Raw genomic sequence first — 20,557 nt, 5'->3', positions numbered from 1 at the left:
AACAACACCGCGATCTGACCCCGCTCACCCGCATCCAACCGACGACCCGGCATGCAACCACCCCTCCGTTGCAACAACCGTATGAAACCGCCCCCCACGTCTCCAGAACGGTGGATCTCGATACGCCCGCTGCGCGGGCTACTCGATCAGCATGGTCGGCCCGCCGCGCGGGCCACTCGAACAGCATGAACGGCCGGCTGCGCGGGCTACTCGATCAGCAGGAAGGCCGTCGGTCAGGCCACGCGGCGCCCGCGGGGCAGGCGGGCCGCCGGCGTCGCCGTGCGGCGGATCGCGCCGAGCAGCAGGCCGACCGCCAGCACCAGCTGCAGCGTCAGACCGACGAACCAGGACGGGACGGTCGAGTCGAAGACCTCCTCCGGAGTGTTCGGCCGCGTCGAGCCGGTGTAGCCGGAGCAGGAGAGCTCGACGACCGGCTCCGGCGCGATCTGCGCCTGCCGCACCAGCAGCGAGAGCCCGGTGAACAGGTCCTCCGGCGAGCCGTACTCGTCGAGCTGCGGCGGGACGGCGTCGGCCAGCACCACGAACGGGTTCAGCGCGAGCAGCCCCCAGTAGTAGTCGGCCCGCGCCACCTGCGTCTCGTAGTCCGGTCCGCAGATCCCCTGCTCGTCGTCGACGAAGACGGTCTGCTGCTCCGTGGTCGTGACCGCCGTCAGCAGCCCGAACGCGATCAAGGATCCGACGCTCATCGCCGCGACCACCAGGTAGGTGGTGACGACCGACATCAGCGGCCGGTCGAGGATCCCGCTGAGACCCACTCCGATCGCCGCGACGACGCCCAGCTGCACCGCGAGCACGAGCACCGAGACCGACGCGGAGGCGAGCGACACCCCGCCGACCCCGACGGCGACGAGCAGGAACGGCACGGTGCTCGCGAGGAACGCCAGCGCGACCAGCCAGGCCGAGACGAACTTGCCGAGCACGAGCTGCGCCGTGGTCACGAGGGTGACCTGCGTCGTCGCGAGGGTCCCCGCGTCGCGGTCGCCGTTCACGGCCGTGCCGGAGAGCGCGGGCGTCACCAGGCTGCCCAGCAGCAGCACGAAGTAGACGAGGGTCGAGTAGAGGAAGCCGCCCACGACGGCGCCGCTGCCCGAGAAGACGCCGGTCGCGACGACCAGCAGTCCGGTGACCGCGCCGACCAGCAGGAAGAACAGCCCGAGCAGGACGAAGGACGAGGTCCCGCGCACCCGCTGCGCGAGCTCGAGGCGGAGCACGATGCCGACGCCCTGCAGGAACGGCAGCGGCCGGGCGGTGGTCTCGGTGCTCATCGGGCGTCCTCCTCGTTCTCGGTGCTCGGTTCCGCGGGCCGGCCAGGCCCCGCGGCACTCCCCGGCTCCCCGGCCGAGCGGGTCAGATCCGAGAAGGTGTGCTCCAGCTCGCCGACCGCGGGCGCGAAGCGGCTGACCGCGACCCCGGCCGACACCAGCCGCGAGAGCAGCTCGGCCGCCGCCGCGTCGTTGACGACCGGCACGAGCGCTGCATCGCGCTCCACTCGGACCGGCACGCCCGTCAGCCGCTCGACGACCTCGGCGAGCTCCGCCCCCCGCGGCCGCACCGCGTCGATCCGCCAGGCCCGCAGCGCCCGCGACGCGCGCGCGACCGCCTCCTGCGAGGCCGTCACCCCGCCGTCGAGGTAGACCGCCGCGGTCGCCATCTCGTCGAGCTCGGAGAGCACGTGACTCGAGACCAGCACCGTGCGCCCCTCGCCGGCGAGCCGCAGCACGAGGTCGCGCAGCGCGATCCGCGCGCCGGGATCGAGCCCCGAGGCCGGCTCGTCGAGCACCAGCACCGACGGGTCGTGCACGAGCGCCCGGGCGAGGCTGAGCCGCTGCTTCTGGCCGCGCGAGAGCACCCGGGTCGGCCGGTCGCCGAACTCGACCAGATCCACGAGCCCGAGCAGCTCGTCCGCCCGGGCCTCGGCGTCCGGGCGCGGCAGCCCGTACAGCTGCCCGGTCGTCCGGAGGGTCTCCCGGCAGGTCAGGCTCGCCCAGGAGCCGAGGACGTCGGGCATCCAGCCGAGCGCGGCCCGCACGGCGGCGGGCTCCTCCACAGGGTCGTGACCGGCGACGCGGAGCAGCCCGGCGTCGGGGCGCAGCAGCGTCGCGAGCAGCAGCATCAGCGTCGTCTTGCCCGCGCCGTTTGGCCCGATCAGCGCGGTGACCTCACCGGGCCGGGCCTCGAAGCTGGCGTCGCGCACGGCGTGCACCGGCCCGAACGCCCGCGACACCCCCTCCGCGACGATGCCGGCATCAGCGTGCGTGTCCATCGAGTCCCCCTCCTCGGTCCGCGGCGATCCCCCTGACCGCGCGAGCGCCGCGAGCCTAGCCGACACCCCCGACGGGCCGGACGCCGACGGCGCGGAGGGCCGGAGAACACCGGTCGACGGTCTGGGAGAATCGCCGCATGGCTTCTGCGATCACCCCGCCCCGCGGCATGCGCGACTTCCTCCCGGCCGACAAGGCGAAGCGCGAGCACGCGCTCGGAGTGATCCGCCGGGTCTACGCGGCGCACGGCTTCGACGAGATCGAGACCCCGGTCGTCGAGGACTTCGAGCGCCTGCACTCCGGCCTCGGCGGCGACAACGAGAAGCTCGCCTTCAGCGTGCTGCGCCGCGGACTCTCGCACGACGACCTCGCGGCGGCGGCCGCGGCGGACGACGCCTCGGGCCTGGCCGACCTCGGCCTCCGCTTCGACCTCACCGTCCCGCTCGCCCGCTTCTACGCCAGCCACCGCGCCGAGCTGCCGACCGTCTTCCGCTCCGTCCAGATCGCACCGGTCTGGCGCGCCGAGCGCCCGCAGAAGGGCCGCTACCGCCAGTTCGTCCAGTGCGACATCGACATCATCGGCGAGCCCGGGCAGTTGGCCGAGGTCGAGCTGATCACCGCGACGGCCGCCGCCCTCGACACCCTGGGCCTGCGCGAGTGCACCATCCGGATCAACGACCGCCGGATCCTCACCGGCATCCTCGAGCACTGCGGCTTCGCTCCCGAGCGCTTCGGCCCGGCCCTGATCTCGATCGACAAGCTCGACAAGATCGGTGCGAGCGGAGTCGTCGCCGAGCTCGAGGCCGACGGACCGGACGCCGCGGCCGTGCTCGGCGGCTACCTCGCCCGCATCGAGGCGGCCGTCGCGGCCGGGGGAGTGGCGCTCGAGCAGTCCGCGATCCTCGGCGTGCTGCCCGAGGGCATCGACCCGGAGGCGGTGCTCGCGCTCGAGACGCTCGCCCGGTCGCTGCGCTCGCTGCCGACCGGCGTCTCGCTCCGCTTCGACCCCACGCTCGTGCGCGGGATGGGCTACTACACCGGCACCATCTTCGAGATCGCGCACCCCTCCTCCGGCTCGTCCGTCGGCGGCGGCGGACGCTACGACGGCATGATCGGGCGCTTCCTCGGCCAGGACGTGCCGGCCTGCGGCTTCTCCATCGGCTTCGAGCGGATCGTCGAGCTGATCGACGTGCCGCTGGACGAGCGGCCGGACGCGGTCGTCCTCGTGCACGAGCGGGACGCGGCTCCGGAGGTGCTGCTCGCGCTCAAGCAGGAGCTGATCGCCGGCGGCTCCCGCGTGCGCCTCGAGCGCCGCGCGAAGAACCTCACGCCGCTGCTCGACCGGGCCGCCGCCGCCGGATTCACGCGGTTCGCACTCGTGCCCCGCGACGCCGCAGTGGCCGCGGATCTCGCCTTCAAGCCGCTCGGCTGAGCTGAGAGGGGCCTCAGTCGATCCGCCGGGAGGGACGGGCGGAACGGTCGGATCGTTGTCGGATCCGTGAGACCCTTAATACCCGCGAAATCTGCGGACACACCGGAGAAATCTCCCGAGGATAGCGTCGAGGCACCCCGATCGGCGCGGCTTGGCGCGCCCCGTGGGGCACCCGTCGCGAACCGCGCACCACAGCAGCTTCCACCGCCTTACCCGAGGAGTCCCCCTTGCCCCTGTCGCCCTTCCGCACCTCGCAGACCTTCGACCGCCGCAGCGTCCTGCGCATGGCCGGCGTCGCCGGTCTCGCCCTCGGCGGCGTCTCCGTCCTCGCCTCCTGCGCCTCCGACTCCTCCGGCGCCTCGGCCGAGGACGGCGGCGACCTCGGCACCCTGAAGGTCCAGCTCTCCTGGATCAAGAACGAGGAGTTCGCGGGCGAGTTCTTCGCCGACTCCAAGGGCTACTACACCGAGGCCGGCCTCTCCGGCGTCACGCTGACCGCGGGCCCCTCGACCGGCACCGCCGAGCTGCTGTCCGGCTCGGCCGACGTCGCGCTCAGCGACGCCGTCTCGGTCGGCACCGTCGTCGCCAACGAGAAGGCGCCGCTCAAGATCATCGGCGCGACCTACCAGAAGAACCCGTTCACGGTCCTCTCGATCGCGACCGCCGGCAACATCGCCACCCCCGCCGACCTCGCCGGCAAGAAGATCGGCGTCCAGGCGTCGAACACCTCGCTCTTCCAGGCGCTGCTGAAGGCGAACGGCCTCGCCGAGTCCGACGTCACCGTCGTCCCGGTCGAGTACGACCCCTCGGTCCTGATCAACGGCACCGTCGACGGCTTCATCGCCTACCTGACCAACGAGGCGATCACCGTCGCCGCCGAGGGCTACGAGGTCGTCAACCTGCCCTTCGCCGACAACGGCCTCCCCTTCGTCGCCGAGACCTTCACCGTCACCGACATGGCCATCGCCGACAAGCGCGAGGCGCTCAAGGCCTTCCTCGTCGCCGAGATCAAGGGCTGGACCGACGCAGTCAACGACCCGGAGGCCGGCGCGATGCTCGCCCTCGAGACCTACGGCAAGGACCTCGGCCTCGACGAGGAGTCCTCCAAGAAGGGCTCCACCATCCAGTCCGAGGAGCTCGTCGTCTCGGACGAGACCGTCGCGAACGGCCTCTTCACGATCTCGGACAGCCTCCAGGAGGAGACGCTCGCGTCGCTCTCGGGCGCCGGCATCGACGTCGACGCCGCCGACCTCTTCGACATGAGCCTCCTCGCCGAGGTCTACGAGGAGAACCCCGACCTCGTCAAGTACGCCGCCTGACCCCGGCTTTCTAACCAGCACCACCGAACATGCAGCACCACGGAGGGCACCACTCGTGACCGACACGACCGACGCCGGCACTCTGCGCGAGCAGGGTGCCGGCGGCACCGGCATCCAGATCCACGGCCTGTCGAAGACGTTCCGGATGGGCTCTCGCAGCGTCACCGCGCTGCAGGACACCGATCTGCACACCGACCAGGGCAGCTTCCTCGCGCTCCTCGGCCCCTCGGGCTGCGGCAAGTCCACCATCCTGCGGATCCTCGCGGGGCTGGAGGAGCCCACCTCGGGCTCCATCCGGGTGGACGGCCGCACGCCCAAGGAGCTGCGCCGCGACAACAAGCTCGGCATCGCCTTCCAGGACCACGCGCTCCTGCCCTGGCGCAGCGTGATGTCGAACATCCGCCTCCCGTTCGAGATCGCGGGCAAGTCGGTGGACCAGTCCTACATCGACGAGCTGATCGACCTCGTGGGCCTGCGTGGCTTCGAGAAGGCCAAGCCGGCGCAGCTCTCCGGCGGCATGCGCCAGCGCGTCTCGATCGCCCGCTGCCTCATCCTCAAGCCCGAGGTGCTGCTGCTGGACGAGCCGTTCGGTGCGCTCGACGACATGACGCGGCAGAAGCTCAACCTCGAGTTGCTGCGGATCTGGACCGAGAAGCCGGCCACGACCCTCCTCGTCACCCACGGCATCTCGGAGGCGATCTTCCTCTCCGACCAGGTCGCCGTGATGAGCCCGCGGCCCGGCCGGGTCAAGGAGATCATCGAGATCGACCTGCCCCGCCCGCGCACGCCGGAGATGCAGCGCACCCCCGAGTTCCACGCCTACGTCGACCAGGCGTCCGAGCTGCTGTTCGGCGACGGCGGCGCGGCCGCCGACGACCACTGAGGCGCCCCGTGGCCACCCTGCTCCCCGCTCCCGCCCCGTCGACCGAGCGCCGCTCGCGCTCGCTCCCGCCCTGGGCCTCCGGGCTGATCGGCATCGTCGGCATCATCGCCGTCTGGTGGCTGATCGCCCTGATCACAGCCCCCACCGGCGGCACGACCTACGCGCCGGTCCCCACGCCGATCCAGGTCGCGCAGACCATCGCGGAGGACGGACCCGCGTTCTACTGGGCCAACTTCTCGGTGACGATCGGCGAGGCCGCGGTCGGCTACTTCTGGGGCAACCTCATCGCCCTGGTGCTCTCCGCGCTCGTCCTGATCGTGCCGTGGCTGGAGGGGATCGTCTCCCAGCTCGCGGTCGTCACCTACTGCGTGCCGATCGTCGCGATCGGGACGCTCGTGCTCCTCATCCTCGGCGGCTCCGACGCGCCGGGGCGGCCGAGCGCCACCGCGATCTTCCTCGCCGGGCTCTCGGTCTTCTTCACCACCGTCGTCGGCAGCCTGCTCGGCCTCAAGGCGGCCGACAAGGCCTCGCTCGACGTCGTCACCGTCTACGGCGGCACGAAGTTCACCCAGCTCCGGAAGGTCCGCGCCATCGCGGCGCTGCCGAACATTCTCTCCGCGCTGCAGATCGCCGTTCCCGCGGCGTTCCTCGGCGCGATCCTGGGGGAGTACTTCGGCAAGATCGAGACCGGGGTCGGGCCGATCCTGGTCGCGGCGCAGGTCTCGCTGAACTCACCGCGCGTCTGGGCGCTCTTCCTCCTCTGCGCGGCCGTGGCGCTGATCGGCTACGGCCTCGTCGGCCTGATCGGGCGCCTCGTCGCCCCGTGGTCCTCCGGAAAGCGGGCATGACATGACCTCCACGATCCCCGACCGCACCGAGCAGTCGAGCCCGACGCAGATCATCGCGGTCGACGAGCTCCGTCGTCAGCTGCGCAGCGCCGCCCTCGGCGCCACGCTGAAGAGCCTGCGCAAGAGCCTCCTGATCGCACTGTCGACCGTCGCGATCGTCCTCGCGATCTGGATCGGCGTGATCCTCTTCAGCGGCGTCTCGCCGTATGTCATCAAGGGGCCGTGGGACGTCTGGGCGCACCTGGTCACCGACGAGTCGGCGGCTGAGAACCGCGCCGAGCTCGGCGGGCTGTTCGCCGTCACCATGGTCGACTCGTTCATCGGCTTCGCGGCCGGCCTGATCGTCGCGATCCTGGTCGCGATCCTCTTCCGGCTGTCCAAGGGCGTCGAGCACGCACTGATGCCGTTCGCGCTGCTGCTGCGGTCGGTCCCGCTGATCGCGATGACGCCGCTGATCATCCTGGTCTTCGGCCAGGGGACGATCGCCTCGGTCGCCGTGGTCGGCGGCATCGTCGTGCTCTTCCCGGCGCTGGTCACGATCGCGTTCGGCCTCAACAACGCCTCGCCGCAGATGCTCGACGTCGTCTCGGTCTACGGCGGCTCCACGCTCACGGCGATCCGCAAGGTCGCCATCCCCGGCGCGCTGCCCTCGCTCTTCGCGGCGATCCGCGTCTCCGTCCCCGGAGCGATCACCGGCGCGCTGCTGGCCGAGTGGCTCTCCACCGGCGACGGCATCGGCGGCGGCATCGCGGGCTGGACCGCCCAGGCCCGCTTCGACGACATCTGGTCGGCCGTCGTCCTCGTGACCGGCGTCTCGCTGATCCTCTACATGGTCGTCCAGGTCATCGAGACCTTCGTCCTGTCCCGGATGTCCCTCTCCCTCTCCTGACCCACGTCCGCCCCCCTCCGCGAGATGCCACTTGTGTACGCCCGACACGGCGTGTCGCGCGCACAAGTGGCATCTCGCGGAAGCGGGGAGGGACGGGTCAGACGGTGACGATCGCGTCGATGCGGCGCGGGGACAGCAGGTCGCGGCCGCCCAGGCCGTCGAGCTCCATCACCACGGCGATGCCCTCGAGGGACCAGCCGGCGCGCTCGATCAGGCGGCAGCTGGCGTCGAGGGTGCCGCCGGTGGCCAGCACGTCGTCGACGAGCAGCAGGCGCGCGCCCTTCGGCACCGCGTCCTCGTGCACCTCGAGCTGCGTGCTGCCGTACTCGAGCGTCGCCTGCTCGCTCAGCACGGTCCGCGGCAGCTTGCCGGGCTTGCGGATCGTCACGACTCCGAGGCCCGCGGAGTAGGCGGCGGCCGCGGCGAGGAGGAACCCGCGCGCCTCGACGCCGGCGATCGCGTCGATCCGCCCGCGGTACGGCTCGATCAGCGCGTCGGCGACGGCGCGCAGCGCCTCGCCGTCGCCGAAGACCGGCGTGAGGTCGCGGAAGAGGATGCCGGGCTTCGGGAAGTCGGGGACGACCTCGGTGAGGCGCTCGACGAGGTCGGCGGCGGTGCTGGTCACGGGGTCCTCCGGTGGGGCGGGAGCGGATCGGCGGCCGTGCGGCGCGGCTGCCGTCAGGGCCCTGGGAGTCTACCGACGCCTCGCGGACGCCTCCCGTTCCGAGGCGGTCAGTAGACTCCTTCCCGACCGCTCCCGCCCTCCGGGAGCCCACCCGTCAAGAGGAGATAGTTGTGGCCCTTATCGAGGCAGTCGTCGCCCGAGAAATTCTGGACTCCCGTGGCAACCCCACGGTCGAGGTCGAGGTCCTGCTCGAGGACGGCGCGTCCTCGCGAGCGGCCGTCCCCTCCGGTGCCTCCACCGGCGCCTTCGAGGCCTACGAGCTGCGCGACGGCGACGCCGAGCGCTACCTCGGCAAGGGCGTGCAGAAGGCCGTCGACGCCGTCATCGACGAGATCGGCCCGGCCATCGAGGGCTTCGACGCCACCGACCAGCGCCTCGTCGACGCCGAGCTGATCGAGCTCGACGGCACCGAGAACAAGTCGCGCCTGGGCGCGAACGCGATCCTCGGCGTCAGCCTCGCGGTCGCCAAGGCCGCCGCGCAGTCGGCCGACCTCGACCTCTTCCGCTACGTCGGCGGCCCGAACGCGCACACCCTGCCCGTCCCGCTGATGAACATCATCAACGGCGGCGCGCACGCCGACACCGGCGTCGACATCCAGGAGTTCATGGCCGTCCCGCTGGGCGCCGAGTCCTTCTCCGAGGGCCTGCGCTGGGGCGTCGAGATCTACCACGCGCTCAAGGCCCAGCTGAAGAAGGCCGGCTTCGCCACGGGCCTGGGCGACGAGGGCGGCTTCGCCCCCGACCTGCCCACCAACCGCGAGGCGCTCGACTTCATCCTCAAGGCCGTCGAGGCCGCCGGCTTCACCCCCGGCAAGGACATCGGCCTCGCACTCGACGTCGCCTCCTCCGAGTTCTACGAGGACGGCAAGTACACCTTCGAGGGCAAGAAGCTCTCGGCCGAGGAGCTGTCCGCGTACTACGCCGACCTCGTCGCCAACTACCCGCTGGTCTCGATCGAGGACCCGCTGGACGAGGACGACTGGGCCGGCTGGACCCACCTCACCGCCGAGATCGGCGACAAGGTGCAGCTCGTCGGCGACGACCTCTACGTCACCAACCCGGTGCGCCTGGCCCGCGGCATCGCCGAGAAGGCCGGCAACTCGATCCTGGTCAAGGTGAACCAGATCGGCACGCTCACCGAGACGCTCGACGCGGTGGCCCTCGCCCAGCGCAGCGGCATGACCGCGATCCTCTCGCACCGCTCCGGCGAGACCGAGGACACCACCATCGCCGACCTCGCGGTCGCGGTGGACGGCGGCCAGATCAAGACCGGCGCCCCGGCTCGCTCGGACCGCGTCGCGAAGTACAACCAGCTGCTGCGCATCGAGGAGATCCTGGGAGGCGCCGCGACGTACGCGGGTCGCTCCGCCTTCCCGCGCTTCACCGCGTAGTCTCTCCCCGCCGGAGCGGCCCCGGAGCCCAGCACCTCGGTGCGGGCATCGGGGCCGCTCCCGTTCCGCCCTCATCCGTTCCACCGCTCGAGGAGGCACCCGCCCATGGCCCGACCGCCCCGCCGGCCCTCCACTCCCGGGAGCGCGCCCCGCCGCCCGGCCGCCGCCGAGACGCCGGCCGCGTCGACCTCGAAGCCCGCTGCGTCGAAGCCCGCTGCCGCGAAGCCGGCTGCCTCGACGGCCGCAGCTGCCTCGACGGCCGCAGCTGCCTCGTCCGCAGCCTCGACGTCGTCCGCGTCGAAGAAGCCGGGCTCGGCGACCGGTTCCGTGAAGACCGGCACCAAGCGCCCCGGCGCGAAGCCCGGATCCTCCGCCCCGAAGTCCTCGCGCACCCCTCGCGCGAAGCAGCCCCCCGTCGCACCGTCCTCCGCCTGGGTCGCCGGCGTCCGCGGCTCCGGCTTCACGCTGCTCGTGATGGGCATCATGATCCTGGCGGTCGTCGTCCTGGCGCCCAGCGTGAAGAACTTCGTCGAGCAGCGCGCCGAGATCGCCGAGCTGCAGCGCTCCGTCGACGCGGCGAAGACCCAGTCGCAGAACCTCGACGAGCAGCGCGTGCGCTGGTCCGATCCCGCCTTCATCCGCGCCCAGGCTCGTGAGCGCCTGTACTTCGTGATGCCGGGCGAGGTCAGCTACCTCGTCCTCGACGACATCGCCGTCGCGCAGCAGGCCGCGCAGCCGGCCTCGAACTCGGTGCAGAAGACCCCGAGCGACTGGGCGGGCTCGCTGCTCTCCTCGATCGCGGTCTCCGGGCTCGGCGACCCGACGACGGCGGAGCTCACGCCCACTCCCTGACCCCGGCCCCCCGCCCGGCCCCCGCCTACACTGGAGAGTTCCCTCCGGTCCCCGCGCCCCCTGGAGTCCTCCGTGACCACGCCCCCGTTCGACCCGCCCACCGAGCACGACATCGCCGTCGTCTCCGCCCAGCTGGGCCGCCCCGCCCGCGACGTGGTCGGCATCAGCGCGCGCTGCGTCTGCGGCAACCCGACGGTGGTCTCCACCAGCCCGCGGCTGAGCGACGGGACGCCGTTCCCGACCTTCTACTACCTCACCCACCCCGCCGCGACGGCCGCGATCTCGCAGCTCGAGGCGACCCAGGTCATGGTCGAGTACAACGCGCTCCTGGCCGAGGACGAGGCGCTCCGCGACGCGCACGCGGCGGCCCACCGCGCCTTCCTCGCCGACCGCGAGAGCATCGCCGTCGTGCCCGAGATCGCCGGCATCTCCTCCGGCGGCATGCCGACCCGTGTGAAGTGCCTGCACGCCCTCGCCGGCCACGCGCTCGCCGCGGGCCCCGGAGTGAACCCGATCGGCGACCTCGCGCTCGCCCGCGCCGACTGGTCGCCCGAGCGCTGCGAATGCCGGCCGCTCGAGGTCTGACCGACTCGGTGGCCCGGCGGGTCGACGCGATTCGACGCGCGGTTCGCTAGGCTGATTCCCAGTCGGGGTCAGTGCTGCCACCCGCATCGAGAGCGGGCACTTCGCGAGTAGCAGGGTGTTCGCATTGTCCATCCCTCTGGAGTGTTCACCGTGCCCAAAATCCTGATCGTCGGAGGCGGCTACGCCGGCTTCTACACCGCGTGGAAGCTGGAGAAGTACCTCCGCGCCAACGAGGCCGAGGTCACGATCGTCGACCCGCTGCCCTACATGGCGTACCTGCCCTTCCTCCCCGAGGTCGCCGCCGGCTCCATCGAGCCGCGCCACGCGATCGTCTCGCTGCGCCGCCACCTCAAGAAGACCGCGATCCTCGCCGCGAAGGTCACCAAGATCGACCACGCGTCCAAGACCGCCACGATCACCCCGACGGTCGGCGAGCCCTACGAGTTCGTCTACGACCAGATCGTCGTCACCGCGGGCTCCGTCTCGCGCACCTTCCCGATCCCGGGCGTCGCCGACAACGCGATCGGCCTCAAGACGATCGAGGAGGCGACCGCCATCCGCGACCGCATCCTCACCAACTTCGACAAGGCCGCGACCCTGCCGGCCGGCCCCGAGCGCTCGCGCCTGCTGACGGTCACCGTCGTCGGCGGCGGCTTCGCCGGCATCGAGGTCTTCGCCGAGCTGCGCTCCTTCGCGAGCGCGCTGCTCAAGCGCTACCCCGAGATCGACTTCGAGGAGACCAAGTTCCACCTCGTCGAGGCGATGGGGCGGATCATGCCCGAGGTCGCGCTCGAGACGAGCCACTGGGTGCTGAAGAACCTCGACCAGCGCGGCGCCACCGTGCACCTCGACACGCAGCTGAAGTCCGCCGAGGGCGGCGTCATCGAGCTGTCGACGGGCGAGACCTTCGAGTCCGACCTGATCATCTGGACCGCCGGCGTCATGGCGAACCCGTCGATCAAGAACTCCGACCTCCCGATCGAGGAGCGCGGCCGTCTGCGCGTGCGCGCCGACCTCCGCGTGGGCCACGACGACGTCATCGTCGAGGGTGCCTGGGGCGCCGGCGACGTGTCGGCCGTCCCCGACCTCACCGGTGGCGGCGTCGGCGGCTTCTGCGTGCCGAACGCCCAGCACGCCGTCCGCCAGGGCAAGCTCATGGCGACCAACATCATCGCGGTCCTCCGCGGCGAGGCGCCCAAGGACTACTTCCACAAGAACGCGGGAGCGGTCGCCGGTCTCGGCATCGGCATCGGCGTCTTCCAGTCCGGCAAGATCGCGATCAAGGGCTTCCCGGCCTGGGTCATGCACCGCGGCTACCACGGTCTCGCCATGCCCTCGTGGGAGCGCAAGTTCCGCGTGGTCTGGGGCTGGTGGAACAACCTCTGGCTCGGCCGCGACATCGCCTCGATCGAGGCCCGCGAGTACCCGCGCGGCTCCTTCGAGACCTACGCGTCGCGCCCCCGTCCGGCCGCTCCGGCCGCCGAGTCGGCTCCGGCAGGCACCCCCGGCCCGGCCGGTGCGCCCGTGACCGTCGGCGGCGAGCCCGCCAAGGCCTGACAGCGCCCTCGGGCGGTGCGCGAGAGCGCGCCGCCCGGTGGTCGCCCCCATAGCCCAATCGGCAGAGGCAGACGACTTAAAATCGTCTCAGTCTGGGTTCGAGTCCCAGTGGGGGCACTCTCTCCGCGCCAGCGCGCTGGACTCCTTCGCAACCGGATGTAGCATCGAAGGACAACGGGCCGGTCGCCGGAACGTTGCCAGCCTGAAGCCCCGCTCTGCGGGGCTTCAGTCGTTGAGGGGAGTGCTCCTCAGGGCGTCCAGACTCGGGCGTGGGCGGTCGACGCGTCGATCAGGGCGCCCAGTCGCGCCACTGTCCTCGCGGACGCGGGATGCCGCTCGGTCACGGTGAGCCTTCGACGGTGCAGATACACCGCCAGGTCGACGGCTTGCAGCCCGGCCGTCTCTCTCGACGACGCGAAGCGGATGGGCGCCGAGATCCGACCCAGTGTGCTCGAGCGGTAGCCGGGCGTTCCGAGCAGCTGGTAGCTCTCGAACTCCCGTCGGTGGTCGTCTTGGGTCGCTATCTCGTCGGCGATCACCCGGACACCGTCACAGTCTGAGGAAAGGGACCCGCGGCAGTACTCGTCGATCCGCTCGAGGAGATGCTGCAGCACGACGGGGTGAGGCTTCTGCTTGAGCTGGTAGCGAGCGTTCAGCCGCCGCACGTCGACCCCGCGGAAGAGGTACTGAACTCCGGCGTGCTGAGCGATGCCGAGCGCCGCGGCATAGACGTCGGCCGCTTCGCGATGCCTGCCCCGCAACGGCTTCCAATCCCCGGATCCGCCCATCAGTTCGTGTCCATGGAGCTCGGCGCCGGGCTCGACACCGTGCTCGGCCGTCACTCTCTCGCGGAGAACCCGGTAGTCCCGTTCGAGCCTGTCCCAGTTCTCCTTCGAGGTCAGGGCGGCACCGATGAAGTAGTAGTCCTGGTCGTACGACTCGTCGACGTAGGCGATCAGCATCCGGCGCTCGACTCGGGCGTCAGGCGGGAGTGGAGACGAGTGAGCGGAGCTTGCCAGAACTGGACCACCCACGCTCCCTGCCGGAGGACTCGACTCCGGATAGCGAGGATAATTCAGTCCTGATCGGCGGCGAGTCGAGGCGCAAGATGTCGCCCTCACGTCAGCGGAGGAGCAACACCGTCACTGACGATTCGGACGTCGACGTCGAAGTTGTTCCTCATCGGCCCACGGTTCGCCCATGACCACGCTCGTAACGAACCGCGCCGCCGCTGGATTCTCGGGCGCGTCAGAGGCCAGGCTCTACGTGGTCGTGGTCGCCGGGCTAGGCCGCTCGTGCGTGGGCGCTCCTGCTGAGCGGCACCGCTTCGGAGCGGCTCGCTCCGTCGAGGAGGGCCGCCTCGAGGGCGGCGGTGATCTCGCCGGGGGCGCACTCGGCGCAGAGGACGACGAGCTCCTCGGAGCTCACCCCCTCGGAGTCGGCACCGCCGGAGCGGTCCAGGACGACGGCATCGGTTCCGCAGCTCGCGCATTCGATCATGCGGGTACCGTACGTCCGACCTCCGACATCGCCGCGATGTGCGGACGGTGAGTCGCGCGGGAGCGCCGGAGTTCCGATCCGGGCCATCCGGCCGTGTCCGATCCTGTCAATCGCTACGCCGGCGCCCGCCCTCGCATAGAGTCGTGGCCGGGCGGTCCTCGCCCGGACGGAGCGCCTGCGCCACCGTCCCGGGGGCGGGCGGCCCGGTGGCGCCTCGTGGCGTCTCCTTCTTCTCGTGCCCTCGGGCACTGTCATGCATCACCCGGCGACGGGTGGTCGGGAGGCCTCCATGGGGAAGCTGCTCTACGGAGCCTCGGGTGTCGAGATCGAGTTCGACGACCGCACGCTCACGCACGTCCAGATCGTCATCGCCAACAAGCTGCGCCGCCGCGAGAGCTTCTTCTTCTCCTGGCGCGACGACCCCGCGGTCGGCGACGGCCGCTCCAGCATCTGGCTCGACCCGTCGGTGCCGCTCTACTTCAAGTACTTCGGCGGCCGGGTGCCGTCGATCAACCGCACCTGGATCGACCTGCTGACGGTCTCCGCGAACTCCTCCGGCGGGCTGCAGCTCGTGCAGGAGCCGGACGCCGCTCCCACCCCGCCGCCGAAGGGCGAGCAGGGCGCGTGAAGCGCGACGTCTCCGCCCGGCTGACCCTCGACGTCGCGCGACCCGCGACGCTCGTCTTCTCGATCGCGGTCGCGGAGGCCTACGGGGCTCCGGAGCGGCTGTCCCTCGAGCTGGACGGGCGCGAGGTCGCCGCCCGCGAGGTGCTCGACCAGCACGGCACCCGCCTGCACGTCCTCGAGGCGGGCGTCGGACGCCTCGTCGTCGACTACACGGCGAGCGTCGACGGCGTGCTGGAGCCGCTGCCCGGCGAGGAGGTCGACCGCCTGCGCTACCTGCGGCCGAGCCGCTACGCGGAGTCGGACATCCTCTGGGCGACCGCGCGCGCCGAGTTCGCGTGCCTCGAGGGCGCCGCCCTGCTCGCCTCGGTGAGCTCCTGGGTCGGCACCCGGCTCGCCTACGTGACCGGCTCGAGCCTCCCCACCGACGGTGCGGAGCGGACGCTGCTCGCCCGCCGCGGGGTCTGCCGCGACTTCGCCCACCTCGTGGTGGCGCTGCTGCGCGCGCTCGACGTGCCGGCCCGGCTGGTCGCGGTCTACGCGCCGGGGCTCGCACCGATGGACTTCCACGCGGTCGCCGAGGCGTGGATCGAGGGCTCCTGGCGGGTGGTCGACGCGACCACACTGGCGCCCCGCTCCAGCCTGGTGCGGATCGCCACCGGCCGCGATGCGGCGGACACGGCGTTCCTCAGCGTCTACGACGGCATCGCGACGCTGACCGACATGACCGTCGGCGCCGTCGTCGACGTGCTGCCGGACGACGACGTGCGCGAGCTCGCCGCGATCGGCTGAGCCCGCACCCGGGCCGCCGGGCTTGATGCCGTCCTAGTGCTACTCGCCGACGTCGACGAAGCGCCGCCAGGCCCAGATCGACGTGCAGACGACCGTGAAGGCGACCACGGCGAAGAGCGCCGGCCCGCCGCCGCCGTCCGTCGCCCAGGCGGCGATCGTCGGCGTGAGGAGCAGGAAGAGCACGGTGCTCGCCAGCAGCGTCAGCCCGAGCCAGAGCACGGGCGACCAGCGCAGGATGCTCTGCCCGGCCGGCCGGCCGACCGGGAAGAGCAGCACGACGCTCGAGCCGACCGAGAGCAGCGTCGTCGCGCTGAGGATCTCGGTGGTGAGGACGGCGGCGAAGGAGCCGTCGGCGGGGACGGCCGCGGAGGCTCCCCAGGCGACGGCGGCGAGGCCGAGCAGGGAGACGACCCGCACGGTCGCGAGCTTGGCGCGCGCCACGGCCGAGGCGCCCTCGGGCAGGACGAGCCCGATCACCACTCCGAAGAGGAAGGCCGGGTCGAGGCCCGCGAAGCGCGACAGGAGTGCGGCGCCGGCCACCAGCAGCAGCGCGCGGGGCGAGGCGACGATGCGGATGCCCGGCAGGCCGAGGCGGCGCCCCACCAGCGCGGGGACACCCGCGGCGACGGCGTTCACGACGGCGACCGCGATGATCACCGCGATCAGCAGGCGCAGGTAGGCGGGCTGCCCGTCGACCCGACCGGAGAGCAGCACGAGACCTGCGGCGCAGCCGATCATGCCGACGACCATCGTCCGGGCCGAGAGCGGGGCGGGCTCGGGCCGGTCGTCGTACTCCACGCTCGCGCGGTTGCGGCCGGTCAGGCGCCAGGTGCGCGGCTCGCGCGGCACCCGGCCGGCGACGGCCAGGCGGGCGGGGACGACGAGCAGGGCGAGGGAGGCGACCGCCAGGGCGAGGGAGCGCATCCAGTCGGCCATGGTGCCGATCGGCGCGCCGGAGGAGAGCGCCGTGGTCATCCCGGTGGCGGCGCTCCACCCGCCGGGGACCGATCCGCCGTCCGGGGCGGGTGCGGTCGGCGGCGGGTCGCTGGGAGCCGCTCCGGGTGCCGGGGCGGCCGTGGCGCCGTCGGTCGGCACGGGCTCCGGCGCGGGCGCCGTCTGCCCGGGTCGGGTCGGCGCGGCGGTCGCGGTGCTCCCGGGAGTCGTCGGCCGGGTCGTCGGCGAGCCGGGGGCGGTGGTCGGCGTGCTGCCGCCCGGGGTCGCCGTGCTCGTGCCGGGAGCGGTCGCGGTGGGGGCGGCGGAGGGCGTCGTGGTCGCCGCCGAGAAGCCGGCGTCGATCCACGGGCTGCGCGAGCTGTAGTTGCCGGCCGCGTCGCCGGCGATCGCCGAGACGCGGTGCGCTCCGGCCGTCACTGTGCCGCCCGTGCAGGACCAGGCGCCGCCGGTGATCGGCGCGTCGCAGGTGTTGACGAGGTCGACGTAGACGTAGACCCGCGTGCCCTCGGTGGCGGTGCCGGAGTAGACGGCGCCGGTGAGCGGCAGCACGGCGCCCGGGCCGGGGGATGCGAGGACCGGCGCGACCGGAGCCGCGGTGTCCACGACGAGCGAGACGGCCGCGCTGGCCGGCGAGACGGTGCTCCCGGCGAAGGAGGCGGACTGGGTCGCGGTCACCCGGTAGCTGCCGGGTGCCGGCGTGGGGGCGAGCTGGCAGAACCAGCGGCCCGCGCCGTCGGCGGTGGCGAGGCAGGAGGCGCCGCCGTCGGTCGTGACCGCGACGCTCGCTCCCGGGTAGGCGGTGCCGCTCACCGAGCCGGCCGAGGTCGCCGAGCCGTCGACCGACTCGATGACGGGGGCGCTGAGGACGGCGACCTCGGTGCGGGCCGAGGTGGTGCCGCCGGCGGCGAGGAGCTCGACGGCCGTCAGGCGGATCCGGCCGTCGTCGAGGTCGAGCAGGCAGCTCCAGGTGTCGTCGGCCTCGACGGTGGTGATGCAGAGCGGCTCGCTGCTGCCGGTGAGGCCGATCTGGATCTGATCGCCCGCCGTGCCGGTGCCGGTCGCGGTGACCGCACCGCTCGGCAGCACGGTTCCGGAGGCCGGGGAGGTGATCGTGAGGGGCGCGGCGGCCTGCGCGCTCGGCGCGGTCAGGCCGGCGGCGGCGCCCAGTGCGACGAGCAGCCCGAGCAGGAGGGCGGCCGGACGGCGGCGCGACGAACGGGGGGAGCGGCGAAGGCGACCCGTCGGCACGGCCGACGGACCCCTCGTCGCGGAACCCCCCGGAACAGACGCGGCGACACTCGGAATCACGGTGCGTCCATTGCACGGGGGCGCACGGGTGGTGTCAAGCGCGGCGCGCACCCGTTGCCGGATGTACACCGAAGGGCGGATCCGCCTCCTCCGCCCGGGGGAGCGGCTGGTCGGAGCGGGAGAGCGCTTCCGCGACAATATACCCATCGACGAGTCGGAGGAAAGATGAGCGAGGACGCAGCGCGCGGACGCGATCGGCAGCAGGTGCGCGCCGAGACCGCGCGCTTCGACGACCCGCGGGAGCTCGGGCGGCTGCTGCCTGCGGGGCTGAGGATCGGGCTCGCGCAGAGCGCCTTCCAGACCGAGGGCTCGCTCGAGGCCGGCGGTCGCGGCCGCTCCGTCTGGGACGACTTCGCCCTGCGGCGCGGCACGATCGCGGAGGAGGGGACGCCCGAGTTCGCCACCGACTTCGTGCTGCGCTGGCGCGAGGACCTCGCCCTGCTGGTCGACCTCGGCGTCGACGAGCTGCGGCTCTCGATCTCCTGGACCCGGCTGCAGCCGGACGGCCGCGGACCGATCGACCGCGGCGGCCTCGGCTTCTACGACCGCCTGCTCGATGAGCTGGCCGGGGCCGGGCTGCGGATCGCGCTCACCCTGGAGCACCGCGACACCCCCTCCGCGCTCAGCGGGGGCTGGATGAACCGCGACACGGCCTTCCGCTTCGGCGACGTCGCCTTCGAGATCGGCTCGCGGCTCGGCGACCGCGTGGCGGACTGGATCACGCTGGATCAGCCGTCGACCGTGTTCCTCGAGGGCTACGCGCTGAAGAACCAGGCGCCGGGCGCCGGGCGGCTGTTCAGTGCGCTGCCCGCGCTGCACCACCAGCTGCTCGGGCACGCGGTCGCGGTCGAGGCGCTCCGCTCCGCCGATCTCGCCGGGCGCATCGGGCTCGTCGACGCGCAGGCCGTGGTCGAGCCGGCGAGCGAGTCGGAGCGGGACGGCGTGTGGGCAGCGCTCGCCGACGTCCTGCAGAACCGGCTCGTGGCCGACGCCGTGCTCACCGGCGTCTATCCGTCCGGGCCGGAGGAGCTGCCGCCGTTCCTCGCGCCGCTCGCGGGCGTCGACCCGGTGGACCTCGCCCGCATCAGTGCCCCGCTCGACTTCTACGGGGTCGCGCCGCTGGCCCCGCAGCGGATCGCCGCCGGCCGCGATCCGGCGCTGCCGACCGGGCCGGGTGCTCCGCCGGCTCTGCCGTTCCACGCCCGGCCGTGGCCGGAGCTCGACCGGACCGGTGACGGCTCGCCGTTCGCGCCGTGGGCGCCGGTGGCGGTGCTGCGGAGCCTCGTCGAGCGCTACGGGGATGCCCTGCCGCCGCTGGTGCTGACGGAGCTCGGCGCGAGCTATCCGGATCTGCCGGACCGGCAGGGCGCGATCGTCGACACGGAGCGGATCCGCTGGATCGGCGCGCACCTCGGGGCGCTCGCCGAGGCCGTGCACGAGGGCCTGCCGCTGGAGGCCGTTCAGCTGTGGACGCTGGTGGACGCCTTCGAGTGGCAGCACGGCTACACCCGGCCGCACGGGCTGGTGGCGCTGGACTCCCGCAGCCGCGACCGCGTGCCGAAGGCCTCGTTCGACTGGCTGCGGCGCGTGCTCGACGAGCGCTCCTGACGGCGACTGGCCGCGGGTCTCGATACGCCCCTCCGGGGCTACTCGACCAGCATGGAGTGCCCTGCAGGGGTGCTCGACCAGCATGAGTCGGGGCTGCTCGACCAGCATGGGCCGAGGCCGCTCGAGCAGAAGGGGGGGGGCGGTCCGGCGTGGGAGACTGCCGCGATGCGCAGCATTCTCGCCCTCGCCTCGATCCTGCATGCCGAGCCCGCCGTGGTGCTCGCCGCGCTCGCCGACGTGCTCGCGGCCGACGACGGGCCGGCGTTCGCGCGCTCGGCGGACGGGCTCGAGCGGCGGCTGCCGGTCGTCGGAGTCGAGCAATGGCGGGTGCTGGCGGACGAGGAGGGCTCGCGGGTCGAGTGCGAGCTCGTCGCGTCCGGCGCCTCGTCGGCACTCGCGGGGGTGCTGGCCCGACGCCGGATCCGGGACGCGCCGGAGCGGTTCCGACGCGTCGTCACGGCCGTGGCGGACGCGGTCGAGCCCCGAGCCTGAGTGCCCCCCGCACGGGGAATGTGCGGGCCTCGCGCGCTGTTGTCTTGAACAGCGGGGTGGGGCCCGAGTGCCTCGCCCATCGGATCGCTCGGAGGAGCTCGAGGCAGATGGCAGGAACAGGAATGAGCAAGGGACGGGGAGTGCGCGGCGCCGACGAGGAGATCGTCTACCGCCGTCACGCGAACGGACGCGGCATGGTCGCTCCGGGATCGCGCGTCTCCGCGTCGGCGTACGTCGAGACCGGCGCCTACGTCGAACCCGGCGCCACCGTCGGGGAGCGCGCGTGGATCGGCGCCGGCAGCTGGGTCGACCGCGACGCGATGATCGGGCACAGCGCCTTCATCGGCGCGAACGTCCACGTCGGCCCGGAGGCCATCATCGGCCCCGGTGCCCGCATCGGCAGCTACTCGCGGATCGGCGGCTCGGCCGTCGTCGCGACCGGCGCGCGGGTCGACCGCGACACGGTCATCACCCCGGGCAGCCGGTTCGGCACCGACGACGGCGTCCGCGAGATCGGCCGCCGCGCCGCGTAGGCCCGCACGACCCCACGACCCTG

The 20,557-nt window shown here is 72.6% G+C and carries 21 protein-coding genes and 1 tRNA gene; 15 read left to right on the top strand and 7 right to left on the bottom strand.

The annotated features are described in order from the left end of the window. Positions 1–233: 233 nt before the first annotated feature. Entirely contained in the window at positions 234–1,286 is a 1,053-nt protein-coding gene (locus EDF36_RS18385; protein ID WP_123734090.1) for an ABC transporter permease, read from the bottom strand. Next, on the bottom strand, positions 1,283–2,284 hold the full coding sequence (locus EDF36_RS18380) for an ABC transporter ATP-binding protein (protein WP_123734089.1): 1,002 nt from the start codon (positions 2,282–2,284) through the stop codon (positions 1,283–1,285). Before EDF36_RS18380 ends, EDF36_RS18385 begins: the two co-directional genes overlap by 4 nt. Before the next feature lie 137 nt (positions 2,285–2,421). Between EDF36_RS18380 and hisS the strand changes: the two genes are divergently transcribed. The 5 genes from hisS (at position 2,422) to EDF36_RS18355 (ending at position 7,653) form a co-directional block, all read left to right on the top strand. After that, positions 2,422–3,714 carry a histidine--tRNA ligase gene (gene hisS, locus EDF36_RS18375; RefSeq protein WP_123734088.1) on the top strand — a complete coding sequence of 431 codons (1,293 nt, stop codon included), beginning with the start codon at positions 2,422–2,424 and terminating at the stop codon, positions 3,712–3,714. A gap of 227 nt (positions 3,715–3,941) precedes the next feature. Further along, positions 3,942–5,033: an ABC transporter substrate-binding protein gene (locus tag EDF36_RS18370; RefSeq protein WP_260300787.1), complete on the top strand. Its 1,092-nt coding sequence runs from the start codon at positions 3,942–3,944 to the stop codon at positions 5,031–5,033. Between the two features lie 145 nt (positions 5,034–5,178). After that, positions 5,179–5,916 (top strand): ABC transporter ATP-binding protein, encoded by a 738-nt coding sequence (locus tag EDF36_RS18365; RefSeq protein ID WP_123705595.1) that lies wholly within the window; start codon positions 5,179–5,181, stop codon positions 5,914–5,916. 8 nt (positions 5,917–5,924) lie between these two features. Further along, entirely contained in the window at positions 5,925–6,764 is an 840-nt protein-coding gene (locus EDF36_RS18360) for an ABC transporter permease (RefSeq protein WP_260300786.1), read from the top strand. 1 nt (position 6,765) lies between these two features. Next, entirely contained in the window at positions 6,766–7,653 is an 888-nt protein-coding gene (locus tag EDF36_RS18355) for an ABC transporter permease (protein WP_221181688.1), read from the top strand. 97 nt (positions 7,654–7,750) lie between these two features. Here EDF36_RS18355 and EDF36_RS18350 read toward each other — a convergent pair whose 3' ends face one another. Then, positions 7,751–8,278 (bottom strand): adenine phosphoribosyltransferase, encoded by a 528-nt coding sequence (locus EDF36_RS18350; RefSeq protein ID WP_123734087.1) that lies wholly within the window; start codon positions 8,276–8,278, stop codon positions 7,751–7,753. Positions 8,279–8,448: 170 nt separating this feature from the next. Between EDF36_RS18350 and eno the strand changes: the two genes are divergently transcribed. Continuing rightward, positions 8,449–9,729 carry a phosphopyruvate hydratase gene (gene eno, locus EDF36_RS18345; protein WP_123447613.1) on the top strand — a complete coding sequence of 427 codons (1,281 nt, stop codon included), beginning with the start codon at positions 8,449–8,451 and terminating at the stop codon, positions 9,727–9,729. 71 nt (positions 9,730–9,800) lie between these two features. On the opposite strand, the gene EDF36_RS21640 is transcribed toward eno, so the two are convergent. Then, the gene (locus EDF36_RS21640; protein ID WP_123734086.1) at positions 9,801–10,070 is read right to left on the bottom strand and encodes a hypothetical protein; all 270 of its coding nucleotides are present in this window, start codon (positions 10,068–10,070) and stop codon (positions 9,801–9,803) included. On the opposite strand from EDF36_RS21640, the gene EDF36_RS18335 reads away from it, so the two are divergent. The 4 genes from EDF36_RS18335 (at position 10,057) to EDF36_RS18320 (ending at position 12,840) form a co-directional block, all read left to right on the top strand. Next, positions 10,057–10,581 (top strand): septum formation initiator family protein, encoded by a 525-nt coding sequence (locus tag EDF36_RS18335; protein WP_123734085.1) that lies wholly within the window; start codon positions 10,057–10,059, stop codon positions 10,579–10,581. The two genes, EDF36_RS21640 and EDF36_RS18335, sit on opposite strands and share 14 nt — an antisense overlap. Before the next feature lie 72 nt (positions 10,582–10,653). Continuing rightward, positions 10,654–11,166, top strand: a complete 513-nt coding sequence (locus EDF36_RS18330; RefSeq protein WP_123734084.1) for a DUF501 domain-containing protein — start codon at positions 10,654–10,656, stop codon at positions 11,164–11,166. A gap of 150 nt (positions 11,167–11,316) precedes the next feature. Continuing rightward, entirely contained in the window at positions 11,317–12,723 is a 1,407-nt protein-coding gene (locus EDF36_RS18325; protein ID WP_123705592.1) for an NAD(P)/FAD-dependent oxidoreductase, read from the top strand. Positions 12,724–12,766: 43 nt separating this feature from the next. After that, a tRNA-Leu gene (locus EDF36_RS18320) sits at positions 12,767–12,840 on the top strand. Between the two features lie 131 nt (positions 12,841–12,971). On the opposite strand, the gene EDF36_RS18315 is transcribed toward EDF36_RS18320, so the two are convergent. Together EDF36_RS18315 and EDF36_RS18310 are read right to left on the bottom strand one after the other, a co-directional pair. Next, entirely contained in the window at positions 12,972–13,685 is a 714-nt protein-coding gene (locus EDF36_RS18315) for a DUF3800 domain-containing protein (protein WP_123734083.1), read from the bottom strand. 322 nt (positions 13,686–14,007) lie between these two features. Continuing rightward, positions 14,008–14,223 carry a hypothetical protein gene (locus EDF36_RS18310; protein ID WP_123734082.1) on the bottom strand — a complete coding sequence of 72 codons (216 nt, stop codon included), beginning with the start codon at positions 14,221–14,223 and terminating at the stop codon, positions 14,008–14,010. A gap of 289 nt (positions 14,224–14,512) precedes the next feature. Here EDF36_RS18310 and EDF36_RS18305 point away from each other — a divergent pair, with 289 nt between their 5' ends. Then, positions 14,513–14,851, top strand: a complete 339-nt coding sequence (locus EDF36_RS18305) for an ATP-dependent DNA ligase (RefSeq protein WP_068211888.1) — start codon at positions 14,513–14,515, stop codon at positions 14,849–14,851. Further along, on the top strand, positions 14,848–15,639 hold the full coding sequence (locus EDF36_RS18300) for a transglutaminase family protein (RefSeq protein ID WP_123734081.1): 792 nt from the start codon (positions 14,848–14,850) through the stop codon (positions 15,637–15,639). Before EDF36_RS18305 ends, EDF36_RS18300 begins: the two co-directional genes overlap by 4 nt. A 39-nt stretch (positions 15,640–15,678) precedes the next feature. On the opposite strand, the gene EDF36_RS18295 is transcribed toward EDF36_RS18300, so the two are convergent. After that, complete coding sequence (locus EDF36_RS18295; protein WP_123734080.1) at positions 15,679–17,841, bottom strand: hypothetical protein; 2,163 nt, start codon at positions 17,839–17,841, stop codon at positions 15,679–15,681. A 225-nt stretch (positions 17,842–18,066) separates the two neighbouring features. Here EDF36_RS18295 and EDF36_RS18290 point away from each other — a divergent pair, with 225 nt between their 5' ends. The 3 genes from EDF36_RS18290 to EDF36_RS21420 all read left to right on the top strand — a co-directional run bounded on the left by EDF36_RS18290 (position 18,067) and on the right by EDF36_RS21420 (position 20,534). Continuing rightward, entirely contained in the window at positions 18,067–19,509 is a 1,443-nt protein-coding gene (locus EDF36_RS18290; protein ID WP_123734079.1) for a glycoside hydrolase family 1 protein, read from the top strand. Positions 19,510–19,674: 165 nt separating this feature from the next. Then, on the top strand, positions 19,675–20,001 hold the full coding sequence (locus EDF36_RS21425; protein ID WP_185020541.1) for a hypothetical protein: 327 nt from the start codon (positions 19,675–19,677) through the stop codon (positions 19,999–20,001). Positions 20,002–20,123: 122 nt separating this feature from the next. Beyond that, a complete protein-coding gene (locus EDF36_RS21420; RefSeq protein WP_133963110.1) occupies positions 20,124–20,534 on the top strand; it encodes a transferase in 411 nt (136 codons plus the stop codon). Positions 20,535–20,557 lie beyond the last annotated feature (23 nt).

The sequence above is a fragment of the Rathayibacter sp. PhB152 genome (genome assembly GCF_003751395.1).
Lineage (GTDB): Bacteria > Actinomycetota > Actinomycetes > Actinomycetales > Microbacteriaceae > Rathayibacter > Rathayibacter festucae.
Note: the sequence above shows the minus strand (reverse complement) of the source record. Positions and strands in the feature narration are given on the sequence as shown.

What these genes read in the sequence shown, in the direction of transcription:
- EDF36_RS18290 (WP_123734079.1), top strand. Translation starts at nt 18,067, where the DNA reads ATGAGCGAGGACGCAGCGCGCGGACGCGATCGGCAGCAGGTGCGCGCC.
- EDF36_RS18315 (WP_123734083.1), bottom strand. Translation starts at nt 13,685, where the DNA reads ATGCTGATCGCCTACGTCGACGAGTCGTACGACCAGGACTACTACTTC.
- EDF36_RS18385 (WP_123734090.1), bottom strand. Translation starts at nt 1,286, where the DNA reads ATGAGCACCGAGACCACCGCCCGGCCGCTGCCGTTCCTGCAGGGCGTC.
- EDF36_RS18365 (WP_123705595.1), top strand. Translation starts at nt 5,179, where the DNA reads ATGGGCTCTCGCAGCGTCACCGCGCTGCAGGACACCGATCTGCACACC.
- EDF36_RS18310 (WP_123734082.1), bottom strand. Translation starts at nt 14,223, where the DNA reads ATGATCGAATGCGCGAGCTGCGGAACCGATGCCGTCGTCCTGGACCGC.
- EDF36_RS18380 (WP_123734089.1), bottom strand. Translation starts at nt 2,284, where the DNA reads ATGGACACGCACGCTGATGCCGGCATCGTCGCGGAGGGGGTGTCGCGG.
- hisS (WP_123734088.1), top strand. Translation starts at nt 2,422, where the DNA reads ATGGCTTCTGCGATCACCCCGCCCCGCGGCATGCGCGACTTCCTCCCG.
- EDF36_RS21425 (WP_185020541.1), top strand. Translation starts at nt 19,675, where the DNA reads ATGCGCAGCATTCTCGCCCTCGCCTCGATCCTGCATGCCGAGCCCGCC.
- EDF36_RS18305 (WP_068211888.1), top strand. Translation starts at nt 14,513, where the DNA reads ATGGGGAAGCTGCTCTACGGAGCCTCGGGTGTCGAGATCGAGTTCGAC.
- EDF36_RS21420 (WP_133963110.1), top strand. Translation starts at nt 20,124, where the DNA reads ATGAGCAAGGGACGGGGAGTGCGCGGCGCCGACGAGGAGATCGTCTAC.
- EDF36_RS18355 (WP_221181688.1), top strand. Translation starts at nt 6,766, where the DNA reads ATGACCTCCACGATCCCCGACCGCACCGAGCAGTCGAGCCCGACGCAG.